This is a genomic window from Pseudomonas sp. TSRC2-2 (genome assembly GCF_049897785.1).
In the GTDB taxonomy this organism is placed as follows: Bacteria; Pseudomonadota; Gammaproteobacteria; order Pseudomonadales; family Pseudomonadaceae; genus Aquipseudomonas.
In genome coordinates this window covers 393,171-410,765 of the sequence record NZ_JAFCWZ010000006.1, presented here as the reverse complement: position 1 = coordinate 410,765, position 17,595 = coordinate 393,171, and the positions used below count along the sequence as shown (strand labels likewise).

The 17,595-nt window shown below is 52.9% G+C and carries 19 protein-coding genes; 11 read left to right on the top strand and 8 right to left on the bottom strand.

Translation table 11 applies throughout. The annotated features are described in order from the left end of the window. The first annotated feature begins 183 nt into the window (after window positions 1-183). The 3 genes from ACP7D9_RS15185 (at window position 184) to ACP7D9_RS15175 (ending at window position 2,261) form a co-directional block, all read left to right on the top strand. Entirely contained in the window at window positions 184-978 is a 795-nt protein-coding gene (locus ACP7D9_RS15185) for a hypothetical protein (protein ID WP_426158313.1), read from the top strand. Window positions 979-1,066: 88 nt separating this feature from the next. Then, window positions 1,067-1,597, top strand: coding sequence for a hypothetical protein (locus ACP7D9_RS15180; RefSeq protein ID WP_426158311.1), 531 nt, complete (start codon window positions 1,067-1,069; stop codon window positions 1,595-1,597). Next, window positions 1,569-2,261 carry a hypothetical protein gene (locus ACP7D9_RS15175; protein WP_426158309.1) on the top strand — a complete coding sequence of 231 codons (693 nt, stop codon included), beginning with the start codon at window positions 1,569-1,571 and terminating at the stop codon, window positions 2,259-2,261. Before ACP7D9_RS15180 ends, ACP7D9_RS15175 begins: the two co-directional genes overlap by 29 nt. 238 nt (window positions 2,262-2,499) lie before the next feature. On the opposite strand, the gene ACP7D9_RS15170 is transcribed toward ACP7D9_RS15175, so the two are convergent. The 4 genes from ACP7D9_RS15170 to ACP7D9_RS15155 all read right to left on the bottom strand — a co-directional run bounded on the left by ACP7D9_RS15170 (window position 2,500) and on the right by ACP7D9_RS15155 (window position 5,673). Continuing rightward, window positions 2,500-2,712, bottom strand: a complete 213-nt coding sequence (locus ACP7D9_RS15170; RefSeq protein ID WP_426158307.1) for a hypothetical protein — start codon at window positions 2,710-2,712, stop codon at window positions 2,500-2,502. Further along, window positions 2,699-3,157: a hypothetical protein gene (locus ACP7D9_RS15165; protein ID WP_426158305.1), complete on the bottom strand. Its 459-nt coding sequence runs from the start codon at window positions 3,155-3,157 to the stop codon at window positions 2,699-2,701. Before ACP7D9_RS15165 ends, ACP7D9_RS15170 begins: the two co-directional genes overlap by 14 nt. Window positions 3,158-3,246: 89 nt before the next feature. Further along, the gene (gene topA / locus ACP7D9_RS15160; protein WP_426158303.1) at window positions 3,247-5,370 is read right to left on the bottom strand and encodes a type I DNA topoisomerase; all 2,124 of its coding nucleotides are present in this window, start codon (window positions 5,368-5,370) and stop codon (window positions 3,247-3,249) included. A gap of 81 nt (window positions 5,371-5,451) precedes the next feature. Then, on the bottom strand, window positions 5,452-5,673 hold the full coding sequence (locus ACP7D9_RS15155) for a hypothetical protein (RefSeq protein WP_426158301.1): 222 nt from the start codon (window positions 5,671-5,673) through the stop codon (window positions 5,452-5,454). A gap of 142 nt (window positions 5,674-5,815) precedes the next feature. Here ACP7D9_RS15155 and ACP7D9_RS15150 point away from each other — a divergent pair, with 142 nt between their 5' ends. Beyond that, window positions 5,816-6,304 carry a PD-(D/E)XK nuclease family protein gene (locus tag ACP7D9_RS15150; protein WP_426158299.1) on the top strand — a complete coding sequence of 163 codons (489 nt, stop codon included), beginning with the start codon at window positions 5,816-5,818 and terminating at the stop codon, window positions 6,302-6,304. 114 nt (window positions 6,305-6,418) lie between these two features. Here ACP7D9_RS15150 and ACP7D9_RS15145 read toward each other — a convergent pair whose 3' ends face one another. Genes ACP7D9_RS15145 through ACP7D9_RS15135 form a run of 3 tightly spaced genes read right to left on the bottom strand, consistent with a single transcriptional unit; the run spans window position 6,419 to window position 8,479 of the window. After that, on the bottom strand, window positions 6,419-6,883 hold the full coding sequence (locus tag ACP7D9_RS15145) for a hypothetical protein (RefSeq protein ID WP_426158297.1): 465 nt from the start codon (window positions 6,881-6,883) through the stop codon (window positions 6,419-6,421). Between the two features lie 14 nt (window positions 6,884-6,897). After that, the gene (locus tag ACP7D9_RS15140) at window positions 6,898-7,347 is read right to left on the bottom strand and encodes a hypothetical protein (protein ID WP_426158295.1); all 450 of its coding nucleotides are present in this window, start codon (window positions 7,345-7,347) and stop codon (window positions 6,898-6,900) included. Window positions 7,348-7,402: 55 nt separating this feature from the next. Next, a complete protein-coding gene (locus ACP7D9_RS15135) occupies window positions 7,403-8,479 on the bottom strand; it encodes a ParB/RepB/Spo0J family partition protein (protein WP_426158293.1) in 1,077 nt (358 codons plus the stop codon). 273 nt (window positions 8,480-8,752) lie between these two features. Between ACP7D9_RS15135 and ACP7D9_RS15130 the strand changes: the two genes are divergently transcribed. Beyond that, window positions 8,753-9,124 (top strand): hypothetical protein, encoded by a 372-nt coding sequence (locus ACP7D9_RS15130; protein WP_426158291.1) that lies wholly within the window; start codon window positions 8,753-8,755, stop codon window positions 9,122-9,124. 47 nt (window positions 9,125-9,171) lie between these two features. On the opposite strand, the gene ACP7D9_RS15125 is transcribed toward ACP7D9_RS15130, so the two are convergent. Further along, window positions 9,172-9,705, bottom strand: coding sequence for a hypothetical protein (locus ACP7D9_RS15125; protein ID WP_426158289.1), 534 nt, complete (start codon window positions 9,703-9,705; stop codon window positions 9,172-9,174). A 138-nt stretch (window positions 9,706-9,843) separates the two neighbouring features. Here ACP7D9_RS15125 and mobH point away from each other — a divergent pair, with 138 nt between their 5' ends. The 6 genes from mobH to traL all read left to right on the top strand — a co-directional run bounded on the left by mobH (window position 9,844) and on the right by traL (window position 17,593). Then, window positions 9,844-13,410, top strand: a complete 3,567-nt coding sequence (gene mobH / locus ACP7D9_RS15120) for a MobH family relaxase (RefSeq protein WP_426158287.1) — start codon at window positions 9,844-9,846, stop codon at window positions 13,408-13,410. A gap of 5 nt (window positions 13,411-13,415) precedes the next feature. After that, the gene (gene traD / locus ACP7D9_RS15115) at window positions 13,416-15,287 is read left to right on the top strand and encodes a conjugative transfer system coupling protein TraD (RefSeq protein WP_426158285.1); all 1,872 of its coding nucleotides are present in this window, start codon (window positions 13,416-13,418) and stop codon (window positions 15,285-15,287) included. 32 nt (window positions 15,288-15,319) lie between these two features. Beyond that, on the top strand, window positions 15,320-15,724 hold the full coding sequence (locus ACP7D9_RS15110) for a hypothetical protein (RefSeq protein WP_426158283.1): 405 nt from the start codon (window positions 15,320-15,322) through the stop codon (window positions 15,722-15,724). A gap of 1 nt (window position 15,725) precedes the next feature. Continuing rightward, window positions 15,726-16,379, top strand: a complete 654-nt coding sequence (locus ACP7D9_RS15105; RefSeq protein ID WP_426158281.1) for a DUF4400 domain-containing protein — start codon at window positions 15,726-15,728, stop codon at window positions 16,377-16,379. 120 nt (window positions 16,380-16,499) lie between these two features. Continuing rightward, window positions 16,500-17,312 (top strand): DsbA family protein, encoded by an 813-nt coding sequence (locus ACP7D9_RS15100; protein ID WP_426158279.1) that lies wholly within the window; start codon window positions 16,500-16,502, stop codon window positions 17,310-17,312. Continuing rightward, window positions 17,312-17,593: a type IV conjugative transfer system protein TraL gene (traL, locus tag ACP7D9_RS15095; protein ID WP_050682337.1), complete on the top strand. Its 282-nt coding sequence runs from the start codon at window positions 17,312-17,314 to the stop codon at window positions 17,591-17,593. The genes ACP7D9_RS15100 and traL overlap by 1 nt, the downstream gene beginning before the upstream one ends. The last annotated feature ends 2 nt before the right edge of the window (window positions 17,594-17,595 follow it).

Below are 17,595 nucleotides of genomic sequence, written 5' to 3'. Positions count from 1 at the left end.
CAATGATTCTAACTGGCAACTGATCGTACAGTACCTGGCCTACATCTTCCTGATGCCGCCTTGGTCATTCTGGTTATGGACAGGCTGGTTCAGTCGCTTGTCCGGAGCGTTTTCCCGTTCTACGCGGTCACAGGTGTTCTTGGTACGCCCATACATGAGTTGGGGCACGTTCTGGCGTGCTGGATGTTCGGTTTGAAAATAACTCAAATCCGGCTCTACTCACCCGACGCGGCCACCGGGCGACTTGGCTATGTCGCCTTCACCTATCGTCCGTCCTCAACTGTTCACGCCGTTGGGCTGGTGGTGCAAGGTGTTGCCCCCATCTTTATGGCCTTCCTGTTGTTTGAGTTCCTCTTTCCCTTTAACCCAACAGTGGCCCCTTGGGGCGACAGTGGAATTGAAGGATCTGTTTTCCTGGAGGGTGTGGCCGGGGCGTGGACGCTGGGCTACGGGAATTTCTGCGCCGGCGGGATGGGCCCCTTGTGGAGTATGTCCGCGCTGATCATAGCGATGCACTGCATACCATCGTGGGCTGATATCCGCCTGGCCCTAAGGGGAGGTGTCGTGCTGCTGGTTATCGCGCTTGCTGCCTCATTGCTGTTCAAGGTCGATTTTTCCAGCCAGCTCCCCACTTTGTTGCGTAATGGCCTGGCACACGCCCAGGGAATGGCGGATGCGATGACTATGCGGACGCTTGAGTGGGTTATCTACGCGGTGACCATGGTCACAACATTGGCAGTTGCAGGGGTGGTTTTATTGTTGGTGCTGCCCTCGCTTGTCCTGATTGTGCTGAGACGAATGCGATACGGCGGGCAGAAACAACCTCATTCAGTCGTTGGGCTGGATCGCGCCGACGGCAGCGCCCCAATCGCTGGGTTTGTTGGTCTTCTCAATCCGGGTGACGGCGTTGAAACCGATGATAGGACGATAAATTCTGTTCCCACAAAAAAAGGAATTGAAGAGGCTGCAGACTCGTAGGGTTTGACCCGGCCGTAGGGCCTATTTGGAGCGATAGCACAGGCACGGGGCGAATATAGTCGTCTCATGTTTTTAGCGAGTGCCATTAATGCGAATTTCCGTCCTGCTAATCCTGCTTCTCGCGATACACGCATCGGCAAGTGACCCGGTCTCACTCGAGGCGAATATTGCTGATGCCATCTCTCGCGACGACATGGACGCCGCAGGGGTGGCACTGATCGAGTTGAGGGAAATGGCCTGTAGCGGCGATCCTCAGGCCGCAGCCAAGATCGGCCGGCTCTACCTTTTCGGCAACGGGCTCTTTGGGCGGGATCTTGAAAAGGCGAAGTCATTTTTACGGTTCGGAGCCGAGAGCGGAATCTCTCACTCTGCTGCGGATCTGGCGATCGCGATTGCGACAAACGCCGCTGGAGCCGATGAGCTCCAGGAGGCGGCGAAGTGGGCAAAGATCGCACAATACGTCGATGGCGACGGTAGTTCAGATGTCGTTGTTCAACTGGTCAACTTGGCCGCAGCTGGTACCGATTTAACCGTAGGGGTTCAGCGAGGTGCTCGCTGGATTCAACTTAACCGTACTCGAGGTGTAACCGTTGAAGGATCTCCTTGTCAGCCTGGCTAGGAATGTGAAGCCGGGATTGAGCATCATCGCTGCAGCGCTGGTTTTCTACTCTCTGTTCCAGATCCTGTTGCCAACTTTCAAAGCATTACTCCTGGTTTATGGGTTAGCACTGCTGTTCGGCTTTCTCATGATTGTCCAGGGTGTGGGTCAATGGGTAATTACCTGGTTCGACAGTGGAACCAAGCGAGCCGGGTTCAAGGCCAGGTGCAATCACTTGTGGTCCATGGCTCCGCAACTGCATGACCATACGCACGACGGCGTAATGCAGGACCTGATGATCCAACCGCTGCCAGACGATTTCAGTGGGCAGTGCTGGGCATTTGGGATCGATACGTCAGGTTACCCCGGGTATGAGGCGGTGGGTTACTTGCTTGTCGAGGATTCAATGCTGCACCTCGCTGTGGTGGCAGGGGGGCGTGGAAAATGGCACATCGAATCTTACTGCCGAGCGACATGCACTGTGAACGGCTCGGTCTTCACCATCCAGTCAATTTGTGGTCCTTTGACCGGGTGGGTCGGTTCTGGTTCGATGTTGGGGTTTAGTCTGGACCAAGCTGGAGATGAGGGGGTCCGGGGCGGGCCTTTCGGATACGTTCGGATTTCCAAGTGCGGTGTACCCAGAGTGCTTCACCGGTTCAGTAATTTGGTGCAGCGCTCCTGTTGATAATGGCGAACACCATCGCATGGAATAGATCAGACCTTGGCTGCTGCCACGGCAGCGTTTAACGTGCCGTATTCCGTGAGGCAGGTAGTTAAAGGTGGCCACAGCTACTGTTTTTTTCTTGAGCCCCGCTTGACCCTGATTTCATCGTCAGTGTCACAAACTGAGCTTGTAGCGCCGATCGCGCTTTACCAGAACACCACAGAACTAAACCAAAAATTACCCTGCGCCATATGCGCAGCTATGGGCGTGGATTGCCCGGCGGTCGAAGGCCGAAAAGTGCGATCAGATCCCCAAATTCACGGCGACCTTCCCCTAGCAACAGGAAATCTTCAGTAGTCGGTTGTTGGCCGTGCATCACCTTTGAGTTGACCCGTTCAAGTGACGCAGTCAAGTCTAATAAGCGTTGCAGTTTTTCCTTGGTTTCGTGGGGTAGGACGTCAGTGTCGAACATGTGATTCGCCCCCGTTCTTACTTTGTTTGGCGAGAAAGACAAGCCTCCGGGCCTCCATTTCAGCGCACGCACCTTGGTCACAGGCCGGAGGCGCAATGTCGAGGTCACCCAACTCCTCCAGCTGGAACTCCATGTCTTGGCCTGCAATTTTGTAAAGCTGCTGCAAAGCCACTTTGACGCGTTCTTCACGACAGCCCACAACACCCCCCACCAGGAAGTCATTGATCAGCTCGCATGCTCTTGTGGGTTGGAGACCAACGGCTTCCATTTCAAAGGCGCTGAGTCCAGCCGTGGCTTCATCATCAGAATGAATCTCGATGATCCCAGGAACGACACCAATCACGACATTAAGGGTGTTGGTGCCGGTGGCAATCCCGATCTCAACAGGAAGCTTTGCGTTTGCTGAGGAGTAGCTGGTTACTGCGATTGCGCCGTCGATACACATAGTGGTTCTAGAGCCTCTGTCTGATCGGCGCATTATCCTGATGTGATGTGGGACGTAGATCCCGATCAGGCCCCGTTAAAGGGGCGAACTCAGATTGCTTGTGGCTCACCAATCAGTGGCTTGCCCCCATCGTCCGGCGCCGTACACTTGCAGGACGGGTAACCGAGGCATCCCCAGAACGGCCCCTTTGGGCCTTGTCGCAGCGACATTTTCTTCTTCTTGCACTTCGGGCAATTGTCCTCAGAAATGATTCGCTCCGGCTTAGGCGCGCTGTTCTCGGCAGTGGCGTCTTTTGTGCGGATGGTTGAGAGATCAGGTTCAGGAGGCTTGCCCCGCACCTTGATGTCATTGCAGGAAGCTGTGCAGGACGGGTACTTGGTGCATCCCCAGAATGCCCCCGAACTGGTAGGTCGCCGGCGAAGGACACCAGATTTGCAGATTGGGCAACTCACCTGGTCGCCGAACATCTGAGATTTTTGTTCAGCCACTGTTGCTGAAATGACGGGGTCTGCTTTGATCTTGTCCACTTCACCCATGAGGACCTGGTGTTGGTATCCAACCACTGCTAGGTACGATGCTTTGCCGGTGGCAATTTGATCCAAGGCCTCTTCAATCATCTTTGTAAAGTCGTAGCTAACGAAGCTGAAACGTCCTTTCAAGATCGTAATCACGCCTATGCCCAGTGGCGTCGCGTAAAGCTTCCGTCCTTCCTTTCGAATGTACTCACGCTTGTATAGTGTGGCCACAATGGACGCGAAAGTAGAGGGCCTACCAATCCCCATGGACTCAAGCAGTTTTGTGAGCGAGGCATCCGTCAGTCGCGGGGGAGGTTTTGTCGCGGTTGTGACGGCGTGTACTTCACTGCATTGGAGTCGGGCTTGCTCCTGCAGCTCAGGGAGGGATTTGTCCGCGTCTTCCTCATTTGCCTCATCTTTGTCCTCCACTGCGTCGTCCGGGGTCAGTGCCATCCATCCCGGGCTCAATAGGACTCGACCTTTTGCCAGAAACTGCAGGTTGTGATCTTTCACCCTGACGGCCGAGAGGAGCAGCGCCTTAGTCGCATAAAATTTGGCCGGCACCATCTGACTTGCCACAGCACGGAGCCAGATCAGCTTGTAGAGCTTCATCTCATCGCTGTCTGGCGGAAAATCGGACGGTGTAATGTCGATTGCTGTCGGTCGTATGGCCTCGTGAGCTTCCTGAGCATCAGCCTTGGACGCCCAAGTGTTGCGTGCTGCCGGGACCGCATGCCCCTTCCCAGTGAGCCATGCACGAATTTCCTGGGCAGACTCTTCGGAAAGGTTAGGACTGTCGGTGCGGTGATAGGTGATCAGGCCCGCTTCAAAGAGTGCCTGGGCCTTCTTCATGGTCTTATCCACGTCCATGCCCAGCTTCACACTTGCGGCTTGCTGCAGAGTCGACGTAGTGAAGGGCGCCGGCGCCTTTCTGTCCTCCTCTCGACTCTCAAGCCTGTAAACCATGAAGGCAGGCTGACCTTTAATCGCGTCGGCGAGACTTTGCAAGTAAGCGGCATGCGTAAAGAGGTCGGTTTGCTCAACACCCATGGCTGCTTGAAGCGCCTTGTGTTGCCACTCAGCTGTCCAAGATGCTTGTTTACCAGGCCAGGGAAAGCTCACTTTGAGCTTGTAATGTTCGACGGAGACGAAACTGTTGATCCCCTGTTCGCGTTCGACCAGAAGCAAAAGGGCTGCCGACTGAACGCGTCCGGCGGACAGGTTGACGCCGGCCCCGGAGAGCTCGGTCAGTAGCGGTGAGACAGTGTAACCAACTATGCGATCCAAAACTCTGCGTGCCTCTTGGGCCGCCACCAACATCATGTCGATGTCGCCGGCTTTGGAGATAGCGTCAATCAGGGCCTTCTTGGTGATTTCGTTAAATTTAATTCTTCGGTATTTTTTGGGCTTGAGGACCTCCCTCAAGTGCCAGGCGATGGCTTCACCCTCGCGATCAAGGTCGGTGGCGAGGTACACCATATTTGCCTGTTGAATTAGCTTCTTCAGGTTGGATACGACCTTCTTTTTTTCTTCACTTACCTCATAGTCAGGTACGAAGTTTGGGGCTTCAACACCCATCCTTCTGAGTGGAAGGTCTCGGAAGTGCCCGACGCTAGCGGAAACCTTGAAGGAGTCCCCTAGAAATTTCTGGATTTTCTTAATTTTATTCGGCGATTCAACTATGACGAGATCAAACACGATGTTTAGCCCTGGGAAAACTTAGAGCAACATTGCCTTCTGCGTCAGGTCGAGGGGGGGCAATCTGCCCCCCTGTTGGTATTACTTGCGTAGCCGTGCGACCTCGTCTGCTGTGCCGGCATTGAGGACAGCTCGCAGATGAAACCGCTCATGCGCAGCCTCGCCCTGGCGTGCCATGGCTTTCATCTCTTGCGATGCAGCGTCTGGAAGGTTTAGTGCAACCATCAGTTCGCACTGGCCGAGTTTCGACAACTCGGTTGCCGATATTGACCTTGGATGGCGGCCGTTGCGGTTACCGCTCATAGGTTCACCTCATGGTTCTCGTAATCACACCCATAGGCTCTCACGTTCTCCTGAACTGCAACTTTTTGCTGCCTAACGCAAAGGGGTTGCACTTCCCGAGACGTGGGTACTGTAGTGATGTGAAAAAAGAAAAGGTGAGTAGATGAATCGTGTAATTGGAGCCTGGAGTGAAAATCTCCCGGATGCACTGAGAGGAGGGCGCGTAGTCCTTTCTGAGCGCGACTTGGCAACTGATATTCCTGTACCACTGCATGGCCGGGGTGATCAGGTGTTTTTGGCGAATGGATGGCTGGTGCCCGTCGACACCAAGCGCAGAAAAAGTGAATCGGTCTACATGAAGGACGTGATTCAGTTGAGCGTCTACGCCTTCATCCTCGCCCGTCAGTCGTATTCGCTGTTCGGGCGTAACCTGCCAGTGTCGGGGACAGGGTTCATTCGAATTTCGAATTCAGCGCGCACCGTCTACAAGCCTGTGACGCTGCTTTCCAGTGCTCAAGTGATTTCGCTTTGGAACAGGTATTGGATGTTACGAGGGGAGGGGTTACGCGCTGCGCCCAGGCACCCGCACGAGCGGGCTTGCGTATCCTGTCCGAAGAGATCTAACTGCCCGGTGGGGCAGCGCATTCGCTGACGAAGGGTAAATAGGGGAGGGCAGAAGTATCTTCTGGCAGACTCGAAATCGTGCATCTATACGCCGCTGCCCAGCTCGATGTCTGGGTTTGACATCGTTGGACGTGTTTGCCTTTTATTCCTTCGGCTCACGGATACCTGAAACATCCTTGCTTATAAAACGCTTGCCGGTGCCGACCGGGCGAATCGGCTTCGAAGCTTTTACTGCTGCTTTTTCATAGTCAAGCCACTCAAACAGAGCCCGCAAATCAAGCCCTTCGTTCGCTTTTGTTCTTTCATGCAGCAGGGCGTAAGCCCCATGATCTACTGGCGAATAATTTGCCAACCGCTTGTCTACATCCTCGGCCCATGATTTAGGAATTCTAGAAAACACGTATGAGAGAATCGTTGTAGCGACACCGACTCCGAACGCAACTGTCAGGCCAAGTTGTAAAAATGGACCTGCTACAATTGCAGCGACTGCGCCAGCCATGATGGCCGCTCCCGCACATGGAGACAAACGCCCGTAATCGAGGCTAACTACAGCTCGTTCGATCGCGCTTAGCTGGCGACGTTTTGTGTATAGGTTATCTTTTTGCATGATTTTCCTAAACATTATGGCGCCGTACCAATAGGAGCAATGGTGGTCGGGAAATCAGCCATTCGAAATTTGTATGCGATGAATTGCCCACCCCCATTGTCGCTCCAGTAGCTGAATTCACTCCTCTGATCTGGCACCACGAATGTTTCCAAGAGTTCCGTAAGGTGCTTGGCCAAATCCAGCAGCCAAGCCGGCAGAGAGTGCTTCTCAGGTCGACCATCGTCTGAGACTAGAACGTAAACGCGGTGGGCATTCACACTAAAAGCAATGCCTACATTCTCCCGGCCCATGAGGACGGAAGCACAGGCGAGCTCGTAGCTTTCTGCGTCGTCACCCAATTCAGATACCAGTAGACCTTGATACACGCCGAGTGCAGCCCGAGTCAGTTCATAAGCGTCAGCAATTGGTGTCTTACCTTTACCCAAGTTCATTGAGGTATGCGAAATAGTAGAAGTGTGACTCACAGTCATTTTCCCTAAGCGATTTAGAGTGTTCGATAGGCCGGAAGGGTTATTCCTTTCAACTAGCCAGCCCGAGTACCTGCTGCTCATTCTCGCCGTCAGGTTTACCTACTGCATCGTCCAGGCGATGCTTTGAAACTTCGCTTGAGATCGACATGAATCGCTCGTACTCCTCGATCGGAATCTGGACGGAAATGGTTCCGTTGTTTGCATCAATAATCGCGGACTCTCGCATGAGCTTAGAGATCCCGGTCATAGACGAGGTCATGTTGGTAATCAGTTTTTTACCAATCCGTTTTGTCGGCGCTGAAATGTGTCGACTGGTAAGTCGAACCTCTGGCTGAAGGATAGGGGCGGGCTGCGACTGATCTACTAATTCGGCTGGTGTAGTCAGTGACTCATCCCCTGCAATGGCTGCCTTCGCCATCAGTTCAACCTGCTCCCGTTTGCGCGCCTCATAGGCATCGAGAATGATCTGTTCGCTCGCACCAGCGTATTTGCGCCATAGATCAAGGGCGAGGAAAGGCTTGATGACGCCCTTTTCAAGCAGAACCTGGATGGACTCAGGCAGAAGTAGCAGGCGCAGCGTTTCGCGCACGTGCGTATCAGTCATGCCAATATGCGACGCGATCTGCTCATCTGACCAATTGAAATCGCGTAGGCGCCGATAGCCATGCGCTTTCTGAATGATGCTGAGCTTGAGCTGCTCATTCGAGGTCAGGATGCGCACGCAGGCGAGTTGGTCATTTCCCTTGAGCTCAATGACAGGTAAACGCTTGATGGGGGCGCCACGAGACGCCGCCAATCGGGCGGCACGGAGTCGGCAATGCCCGTCACGAACATAGCAATGGCCGTCGACGACTTGGACTTCGATGGGCTGAAACTGCTCGCTTCGCTCCCAGGCGAGCGCCAACCGTTCGATGTGCTTTACGGTATCTGGTCGCTCATAGTCGCGAAGGTTGAACCCCTCTTGTTCCTCGATGAGGTCAAGGGCTAACCAAGTGAGATTGGTCTCCCCGACATTGCCTGTATTACCTGATGCAACAGCAACCTCGCAGAACGTGCTCAGGTCATTGGCTAGGTCCTGGGGGTGGGCTGTGCCTTGGTTTTCATCGTACTGAGTATGTTCCGTCATCTTCGTAATTCGCTTTGCAGTTGTGTAGCGGCGGCATGGTGCGGGGAATTTGCCTCCGGCCCGAACACGAGAGTGATGTTCAACGAGTCCCGGTCATGCGTTCATTTGGGGCGGGTAATCATCGAAGTTCTACTTCTGTTCTTACTGGCTACATTACCGCTCACTGCAGCTATCCAAGGGAGTCATCCGACCCAACAATGGTGGCGAATAGGGACCGTGACGGACTTGCTTTTTGCTACGGTCCCTGAATCTCAACTGGTGAGGGGACTATTCATGGGCAGTGCAGAGCCGGCCGCGCAATTTGCAAAACGATTTCGTAAGCGGATCTCCCTGAGATCGTTGCTCAGAGCTCATGAACAAGTTTTAGATAGCAAAGAAAATCACGGGCAGACAGAAGATATGAGCAACGCAGAAACCACAAGCGGCATGAATAATATTGGATTGGACCTGCAGCTGAGAAGGAACCGTTTGCATGCCCTTCCCGAATGTTTGGGGGAGTCATCGCATGGGAACCTATGGGGAGTTCCGCTCAAATACCTGCTCGTCGTTGAGTTGGCGTTAGGCTCGATGATCGGCGTGATCTTGGGTATGACCACCTACGACACCGCTGTGTATTGGTGGGTAATTCATTTGTTTCTAGGCTAGAAACAGCCCGGTGTGACCGGGCTTATGCTCTGAATCTCTGTCCCGTTTTATTTGTAGGAAAGACACTTCCCACGGAGTGTCGCTGGAACGCCTTGAGGACCTCCCAATGCAACAATCTCCCACTCGCGCTCGGTCATTTCCATTCCTGCGCCTCGGCACAGTTTCCGATACGCTCGTTCGTATTCTTCTTTGCTGGCGTTGAGTGCATAGGCGCGCGGGGTAGGTTGTTGTTCGGGTGGTGTGAAAGTAAGGGCCTGGTCGATGGCCTTGTTCATCCCTTGATTGAGTGCGGTTACAACTACGCTATTACCAGTGCCTTGTCCGGTGCGTAACTGCGCGTAATTACCCTGAGTGGTCATTACCTCATCCTCGCTACCCATTACGTGTTCGTACGCAGGCTTTCGAAGCGCCGCACCGCCGCGGCCATCATGACCCCAGCTGCTGTAAAACTCATGCGCAACTCTTACCGGCACGTACGCCGTGGCGTCCTCAGTGATCTGGTCATAGGGATGTTTGTGGTTGCTTGTGCAGGCCGTAAGAAATACAGCCGCCGCGATAGTGATTGCCTTTGTCCGGACCATATTGCCCTCCCATAGTGTGTGAGGGGGATCATATGGTTGTGCAAACAGCTGGTGTGGTGAGTCCGACCCGCGAAGTGGTATGGATTCAGGCTCCGCTTTTCCGACATCTAGACAGAATGCGTGCATCAGGAGGACTGCATGCAATTACTAAAATTATTAAAGGGGCTCGTTACGCGTCCCTCAATAGATGCTGGGCGTGAAGGCAAGCGCAGTCTTACTATTAACCAGATTCAAGAACTGGAGCTTGAAGACCCCGAGCTGCAAAAATATTTGATGCGGGGCGACGAGGCTTCGCTTAAGTACCCACCTTTTCTGGTCGGCCTGCCAGCAAGGGTTCCGGGCAAGTTTCTTCTGAATGCCCATGCGGCAAAAGTGCGCGCCATAGCCAGCGGTATTGGACTCCCTCCCCGGGAGTTCAATCGTTTGATTCTGCCAGTTCTCGACTCGTTTGCTAGCTTTGCTCACATGCTGCCGGCATCGCAGGCCCACCACCATCGGGGTGCCGGTGGGCTGCTGGCGCACTCCCTAGAAGTGGCGGTGCACGCGCTGAATGCGTGCCAAGTGACAAGTTTTGACCACGATCGCTACCCGGCCGAACGAATCAAAAGACGAGATCGATGGAACGCGGCGGCGGTGCTCGCTGCACTTATGCATGACGTGGGCAAGCCGCTTTACGACCTGAGAGTCACTGATGCATCAGCTGAAAAGATCTGGCAGCCGGTCGCCAACTCGATTCCTGAATGGGCCCAAGAAAATGGCGTCGAGCGCTATTTCTTCCACTGGAACCCAAATCGGCACGATGTCCATAAGCATCTCTCGACCACGATGATAGATCGCCTTCTGTCTAAAGAGTTGCGGTTGTGGCTCATGGAGGCAGGGCAGGATCTCTATTTTGCGATGGTCAATGCGATCGCCTGTGATGACGAAAAGAGCATTCTAACCGGGTTGGTCATCAAGGCAGATTCGACCTCGGTAGAAGCAGATCTCAGGAAGTGGGGTGGCGACGCATCAGGGAAATCAGCGCTGGGAATTGGCGTGCCCGTATCCTCGCTCGTGGTCGATACAATGCGGCATCTGAAAAGTATCGGTGTCTGGAAGGTTAATGAAGTTGGGCACCGTGTTTGGGTTATCGGGGACGGCGTCTACGTTGCCTGGGTACAGGGCGTGAAGGACATCACAGAGGAGTTGAATGAGAAGGGCGTCAAAGCGGTACCGCGTAGTGCGGATGCACTGGGTGAGGTACTGCTTGATCACCATATCCTTGAAAGATCCCCTGATGGATCGATCTACTGGTCTGTTTTTCCCGATCTGCTCAGTGACGGACGTCCAAAGCCGATTAAGCTGAAGTGCGTCAAGTTGGCGGCATCAAATCTGCTTTTTCCCTTCGAGCCAGTACCACAATCCGTTGCGGGTGTGGTGGGTGAGGGCGAGCATGAAATCCGATTTGAGGTCAACTCCAACACTGGATCCGTTGCTGCGCCATCAGAGGGCGTTGCGTCCCAAACCGATGATCCGCTGGCGGCTTTCCCTGCTCCTGGTTCACCTAATTCGGCGTCCATGGAGCCGATGTTTTCCCTAGGGGGCGGTGCTGTAGACACCTTTGCTCCAAAACCTGCGGCGGAAATTTTCAGCACGCCGACTCTGACCGTGCCCGATTTCTCCGCTGCACCTGGTGTTGCAGACCCGTTTGGCAATCCAGCTCCGAAGAAGGCAGAACCGAGTGCCCCTACGACAGTAGCGGCACCATTGGTCAGCCCTCCGCCGAACACTCCAAATGCGAAGCTAACACCGCAGGCATCACCGCGAACAAAAGGGGCTGTGCCCACGCTGGAGAGGGTGGTTCCAGGTCCGGCTTCAGGCCCTCAAATCAAGATAGTCGGGGCGCCGTCCCAAGCAGCGACAACAGAGCAAGGTATTGTCGTAAGCGGACAGCACCAGGCAGTTGTTGAGGGGATCAAAATTGGTGGTAGGGATGCACCCTCTCCTAAGGCGGCAGCTGCTGAAAAACAGAGTAAGGGAGGAAGCACTCTCGCAACTGGTACGAAAGACTGCCGGCAAGCCAAAGCTGGCGGGCCTGAATTTTCAGTACCACCGACTGCTGATGTTGCCCGACTAATCCCGGGGCCATCTTTAGATAGTTTTCCGTCGCCCAAAGATCAAGCGACCTTCTCGTCACCAGTTCCCGTGGCTGGGGGGATTGTAGTTGCTAACGGCGGCCAGTTTGATGATTTGACGCGACGTAATGCTGAGTACGCCTATAACTATGCGGACATCGACGATGATGTGCTCGAGCTCGCAGGAATGACGATCCCTGATCGATCTTTGCGGGCTGCAGATGCCGATCAGGTCAAAAGCCCCAAACCTGCTGTGCAACTTGGTAATGTCGAAAGTAACGAAAATAGGCCAACAGAACAGGATCGCCCACAAGTAAGTCCGCAACCGGCGGCGGACACACCCCCAAAAAAATCAGGTGGTCATGGGGGCGCGGTCAAGATGGTCATTCCCCCTGAGCTTGCGGGGATGGACGAGTTTGGATTCGATAATCTGCCAACCGAAATATCTCTTGAATTTCTTGGTGATCTGCCTACTGGTTCCCCGATTTCAGTAAACCTTCCAAAAGGTATGGAACGCGTACTCCATACTCCGAGTTTCGATATGGCGGAGCCGGCGCCAGAGACTGATGAGCTGGAATTGCATTCGATTGGATCGGATACACCATTGCGTCATCTCGAAGACCGGGGCGCGCTGGCCGACTTTGACCTCCCGGTAATGAGTGCGAGTGTGATGCTGCCGAATGTGGACCTAGAGCTCGATCTCGAACCGGACGCCGACTTTCTCCAGCCGATGCAGACAATGCCTGATTGGATCGAGGAGGCTTTTCAGGATTTCCACCCCGAGGCTCAGGTGAGCATTAATCCCCCTGCATCAGCTCCAACACCTGCAGCAGCCAGGCCGGGTTCATCGAAGACCAGGACTGAAAGAACGGTTCCTCAGGGGATAGCACCGGGCATCAGCGTTTCAAAAAGTGCTGGAGAGCCATACCCTGAAATTAAGGTAGGGCAACCAAGAAAGCCACGAGAGCCATTGCCAAGCACTCCAGTCGAATGCCTCCCTCTGCCGGAAGAATCTTCTGCGATTACAGAGAGTTTCAACGGGTATGTGTGTTCGCCGAAGCAGGCAGCCGAATATGAGGAGTTTCTTGCGCTGACTCCGGAACTATCGAAGTCTTTGAGGTGGTATGCATCCAATATCGACAAGACTGTCTCCATGGTGAGTTACAAGCCAAATTTCGAGTTCGCCGGCGAGGGGTTTGTTATCGACGACCTGCCGAAGCTTCAAAAGGCGATGTGGCTTTGGGATGATTTCACCGGAACCATGACACGCAAAGCGCCAAAGAGCGTCATGCTGAACTGTTACCTGGGAGCCATATTTGAATACCTCACAAACGGGAAGTACCGCCACTCGTTAGCAGCTGCTAAGGATCAAGTTGAAGCGGAAAACTTTCGGCGTATCGCTACCGCGGCACTGGCGCTCTGCAAGGAATCGGAGTTGAACGGAAAACGAGTTGTGAGCATTCAGCCTAGGAAACTGAGTGATATTTCCAACGCCCTTCAAGTGGACGAACCGACCCTGAAGAGGGCGCTAATTGCGACTCATCAATACCTCTTAGTCAGGAACAATCACGTCATAGAAATTGTGGACTAATAGCGATGAGTGAGTGGGCGTATGAGATGCCATGGAGGCCCAACTTTGAGGCCTTTGAGGCGAGTGGTTGGGTGCTTGGCATGGCGGCTACAAGTGCTGTGCACTTACTCACCGACTTGCCCCCGCAACCATTTTATTTGTCATTGATTGTGATGGGGGGCTTCGCGCTGCGTCGAATCCCCGCTGCCGTGCATCTATATCGGGTGAGGCAGGGCTTGAAGGCAAAGCCAGCAGTGCTGATGGGGCAGGATGAACTGATTGAGCAGATGCTCAAGAACAGGGGAAATTTGTTCCTGGGTACAGGATTCAAATGGACCCAGAGCGAAGGGCAGCAGGTATTCGAGCTGCTAAAGCGCGATATCACAAAGCTGATGCCGAAGATTCCTGATGGATTCATGGGGTCTCCGTGGATTCATGGCATCTCAATGCAGCCCGATCGACCAATCGAGATGAAGGAAGACCTAACATCGCTTCATACCCTGATTGTGGGAACCACAGGCTCAGGCAAGACTCGGGAGTTTGACATTTTGATCTCCCAGGCCGTCCTCCGCGGAGAGGCTGTAATCATTATCGATCCGAAGGGCGATAAAGAGCTTGCTGAAAATGCCAAGCGTGCGTGTGAGCTTTCTGGGCGCCCTGAACGGTTCAAATATTTCCATCCTGCCTTCCCTGAAAAAAGCGTCCGAATTTCGCCAACCAAAAATTTTGGTCGAGCAACCGAAGTGGCGTCGCGCATTGCGGCTCTGATGAAATCCGAGGGCGGCGATCCATTCCAGGCCTTTGCTCAGATGGCTTTGAACAACGTTACTCAGGCGTTGCTCTTGTGTGGCATGTTGCCGACCCTCGTTGAGTTGCGGCGTACCCTCGAGGGAGGCTTGGCGCCTTTGGTTATTCGTTCGATCAAAGCATATGGAGAAAAAGTTCATCCGCACTTTGAAGCGCTAGCGCGTGCGGCCTTGAGCAAAGCCCAAACAGATGAAATGAAAGCGAAGGCGCTTCTGGGACTCTACAGGACAGAAATCGTGCCGCTGGCGCCAAGCTCGGATTTGGAAGGTCTGCTATCGATGTTCGAGCATGACAAAGCTCACTTCGGCAAAATGATTGCGTCACTGCTACCTGTTCTGAACATGCTGACAGCTGGGCACATGGGACCAATCCTATCACCGAATATGGATGACCCAGATGATGAGCGTGAAATCACAGACTCCGGCAAAGTTATCCAGGGGGCCGAAGTTCTCTACATGGGGCTGGATTCACTCTCCGACAGCATGGTTGGATCGTCTATAGGCTCAATCTTCATGGCCGATCTGGCGGCTGTTGCGGGCCAGCGATATAACTTCGAGGATCCGGAGGAGCTTAAGCGCCGGCCGGTAAACATCTTTGTTGATGAAGCTGCCGAAACTGTAAATGACCAACTTGTTCAACTGCTAAACAAAGGTCGTGGTGCTGGTATGCGCTTGTATGTGGCTACACAAACTATTGCCGACTTCGAGGCGCGGATGGGGTCTCCTGCGAAAGCTCGACAAGTATTGGGTAACACTAACCATGTTATCGCTCTGCGTATCACTGATCAGGAAACGCAGAAGTATATTGCGGAGATGATTCCTCCGACTTACTACAAATACGTCATGCGCACCCAAGGGAACTCTACAAAAGATGATCCACATATGCATTCCCTTAACGTGGGTGAACGACTTATGGACGAAGAGGGAGAGCTCTTCCCTGCGCAATTGTTAGGGCAGTTGCCGAATCTGGAGTTTTTGGCGATTCTGGCTGGTGGTAGGGTTGAAAAAGGCAAAATTCCAGTTCTGACTCGTCCTAAAAATTACGATAAAGCAGTTGAGCGTGCAAAACTGCTTGTTAAAGAGGCTGCATAATCGTGCGATCCCGTTTTGAAGCTGTTACGCGTATGTTGCCAAAAGACGACAAGGCCAGAATGGTTCTGAACATTCTTGAAGCAGATTGGCCGACCGCAGTAGAGATTGTTCCTGCTGCTCTTGAGTTGGTTGGGCTAGAGTCCACCACTCCTCAGTGCGTAGAGTTATTGAAAAATTGCTTAACGTCATATCAGTCCTATTTGGGGAAGAGCGATCGCGCGAGACTGGTCTCCTTTCTTGAGCCATTTCTCACAGGGGTTACAGGACTATTGCTCCAAGATCCCACGCCAGAAGATTCGGTTCTAGAGATCCAGGGCTTAATAGATACCGTGATAAAAAAACACGGAAGTGCGGCGGCACGAAATAAAATCGAAGAAATCCTAATGCCAGAAGGTTCTTCTATCGGTCGCGTCTGGCGGGATATCAAGGAAGGCTGAGATGGCAGACGTCGAAGAAAAGATGCCCCAGGGGCTATGGGCGACTTTGGTGTTTATTTGTATTGAGATACTTCTGATCGTTTGCATTGTTCCTAATGAGTTTATCGACAAAGCAATTCTCAAGGAGCAAGATTGGGGTGAGGTGCTGATGGGAAAAAAACAGCATGATGGCCTCATCGATAATACGAATCGACTTTATAGCAAAATTAATCTTGAAACAGGACTCAATCAAACGGTGCAAAGTTTCTTTATCCCAACGCCGGAGGAGCGTGAAAAGTCCAAGGCATGGGAAGGCCTTGGCAGGGTGTGGTTTTCATTCATAGGAAATCGCGGTGAAGCTTTGACCAAGGTCATGTATCACGTTTACTACCGCTTTTTACTATTGATGATGTGGCTTCCGTATATGGCTGTAATACTAGTGCCGTCAGTACTGGGCGGCTATATGAGTTGGAACATCAAAAGATACACTTTTCGCCATTCCTCACCGTTTCTTAATACGTACAGCTCAAAAATAATTGCCTTCATCATTGCGAGCCTGTGCGTTAGCTTCATCGCGCCGGTTCCAATCCCGCCGATGATCATTCCGGTGGTGATCATCACTCTGCTACCCATCGCCTGCAGCTTGCTGATCGGAAACCTGCCAAAGCGCCTTTGAAGCGCCCCCGTGAGGAATGCTCCATTTTGGAGCTTCCTCTTTTGACCCATTCAGCGGGTCAGATTCACTCCAAAACCCTCGACCTAGACCTCACCATGTGCTCAATGGTTGAGGTGTCTCATGAAAAAAGAATTTGTTGTCCCTCTCGCGATTTCGTGTCTGTCCCTGCTGGTAAGCGTGGGCTCGTACTTTCTGATTGACCATAAGGTTAGTCAGGCAATGAACCTGACAAATCAGGTCAATGAGCAGTTTTCCAAGGTTAAGCCTTGGGCATTCAAGCGGGATGCCCTCGATTCATTGATTGACGAGAACAGGATCACGGCGGCGATTCGTGGAAAAGATTCTTCTGCGTCCAATAAGCCTCGTGTGCGCGAGCCACAACCGGCTCAGATCGATCGACGATACGGAGATCCAAAGGCTCAATTCACGCTAATTGAGTACTCAGATTTTGAGTGCACTTTCTGCAAGCAGTACTTTGCAGTGCCTAAAGCGCTTGCCGACGGATCCAGGGGGAATATCTCCGTTATTTTTAAACACGTTCCTATCCATGGCGATGCGTCACGGCGAGAAGCATATGCAGCTGAGTGCGCGGCGGCACAGGGAGGGAATGACGCATTCTACCGAATGGCTGGGGCTATTTTTAGCTCAACACCTGGTAATGGGACCGGTACTGAAAAGCCGCTCAGTGTTATCGCCCAAAGTATTGGGCTTGATGGTGTGGAGCTATCAAAGTGCATGGATAACGAAGACTTCTACGCCAAAATCAAATCGGACTTTCAGGAGGCGATTGATCTTGGTATTAACCAAACACCAACTACGATCGTTCGCCATAACGTGACAGGTCAGCAGGTCAGGCTGGACGGCGCCGTTACACCTGAAGCCATCATGAAAAGTTTATCTAAGATTGTTCAAAGTCCCGGAGCAACGAACTAATGCAGCCTGTTCGCATTCCTCAATATGTTGATGATCCACCCCATCTGCTCTTTTGGCAGGCTGACGAAGTTGCGCCAATTGGAATCGGTCTCGTGTTTGGTATGTTCACTGGCTACGCGGCCATCTGTACTATCGGCGGTTTTTTGCTAACTCGATGGTACAGAAAATACCGTGATGATCATCCTGATGGATTTATGGTGCATATGATTTATTGGTTTACCGGGTTGACTGGTGCAAAGTCCAGAACGATTCCGAATCCATTTATCCGTGAATTCCATTGAGG

Bases quoted from the DNA above. Each gene is read 5' to 3' on its own strand.
- traD (WP_426158285.1), top strand. From the start codon at position 13,416: ATGAGTGAGTGGGCGTATGAGATGCCATGGAGGCCCAACTTTGAGGCC.
- ACP7D9_RS15110 (WP_426158283.1), top strand. From the start codon at position 15,320: ATGTTGCCAAAAGACGACAAGGCCAGAATGGTTCTGAACATTCTTGAA.
- ACP7D9_RS15150 (WP_426158299.1), top strand. From the start codon at position 5,816: ATGAATCGTGTAATTGGAGCCTGGAGTGAAAATCTCCCGGATGCACTG.
- ACP7D9_RS15170 (WP_426158307.1), bottom strand. From the start codon at position 2,712: ATGTTCGACACTGACGTCCTACCCCACGAAACCAAGGAAAAACTGCAA.
- ACP7D9_RS15125 (WP_426158289.1), bottom strand. From the start codon at position 9,705: ATGGTCCGGACAAAGGCAATCACTATCGCGGCGGCTGTATTTCTTACG.
- ACP7D9_RS15100 (WP_426158279.1), top strand. From the start codon at position 16,500: ATGAAAAAAGAATTTGTTGTCCCTCTCGCGATTTCGTGTCTGTCCCTG.
- ACP7D9_RS15185 (WP_426158313.1), top strand. From the start codon at position 184: ATGTTCGGTTTGAAAATAACTCAAATCCGGCTCTACTCACCCGACGCG.
- traL (WP_050682337.1), top strand. From the start codon at position 17,312: ATGCAGCCTGTTCGCATTCCTCAATATGTTGATGATCCACCCCATCTG.
- ACP7D9_RS15145 (WP_426158297.1), bottom strand. From the start codon at position 6,883: ATGCAAAAAGATAACCTATACACAAAACGTCGCCAGCTAAGCGCGATC.
- ACP7D9_RS15105 (WP_426158281.1), top strand. From the start codon at position 15,726: ATGGCAGACGTCGAAGAAAAGATGCCCCAGGGGCTATGGGCGACTTTG.
- mobH (WP_426158287.1), top strand. From the start codon at position 9,844: ATGCAATTACTAAAATTATTAAAGGGGCTCGTTACGCGTCCCTCAATA.
- ACP7D9_RS15135 (WP_426158293.1), bottom strand. From the start codon at position 8,479: ATGACGGAACATACTCAGTACGATGAAAACCAAGGCACAGCCCACCCC.
- ACP7D9_RS15155 (WP_426158301.1), bottom strand. From the start codon at position 5,673: ATGAGCGGTAACCGCAACGGCCGCCATCCAAGGTCAATATCGGCAACC.
- ACP7D9_RS15180 (WP_426158311.1), top strand. From the start codon at position 1,067: ATGCGAATTTCCGTCCTGCTAATCCTGCTTCTCGCGATACACGCATCG.
- ACP7D9_RS15130 (WP_426158291.1), top strand. From the start codon at position 8,753: ATGGGCAGTGCAGAGCCGGCCGCGCAATTTGCAAAACGATTTCGTAAG.
- ACP7D9_RS15165 (WP_426158305.1), bottom strand. From the start codon at position 3,157: ATGTGTATCGACGGCGCAATCGCAGTAACCAGCTACTCCTCAGCAAAC.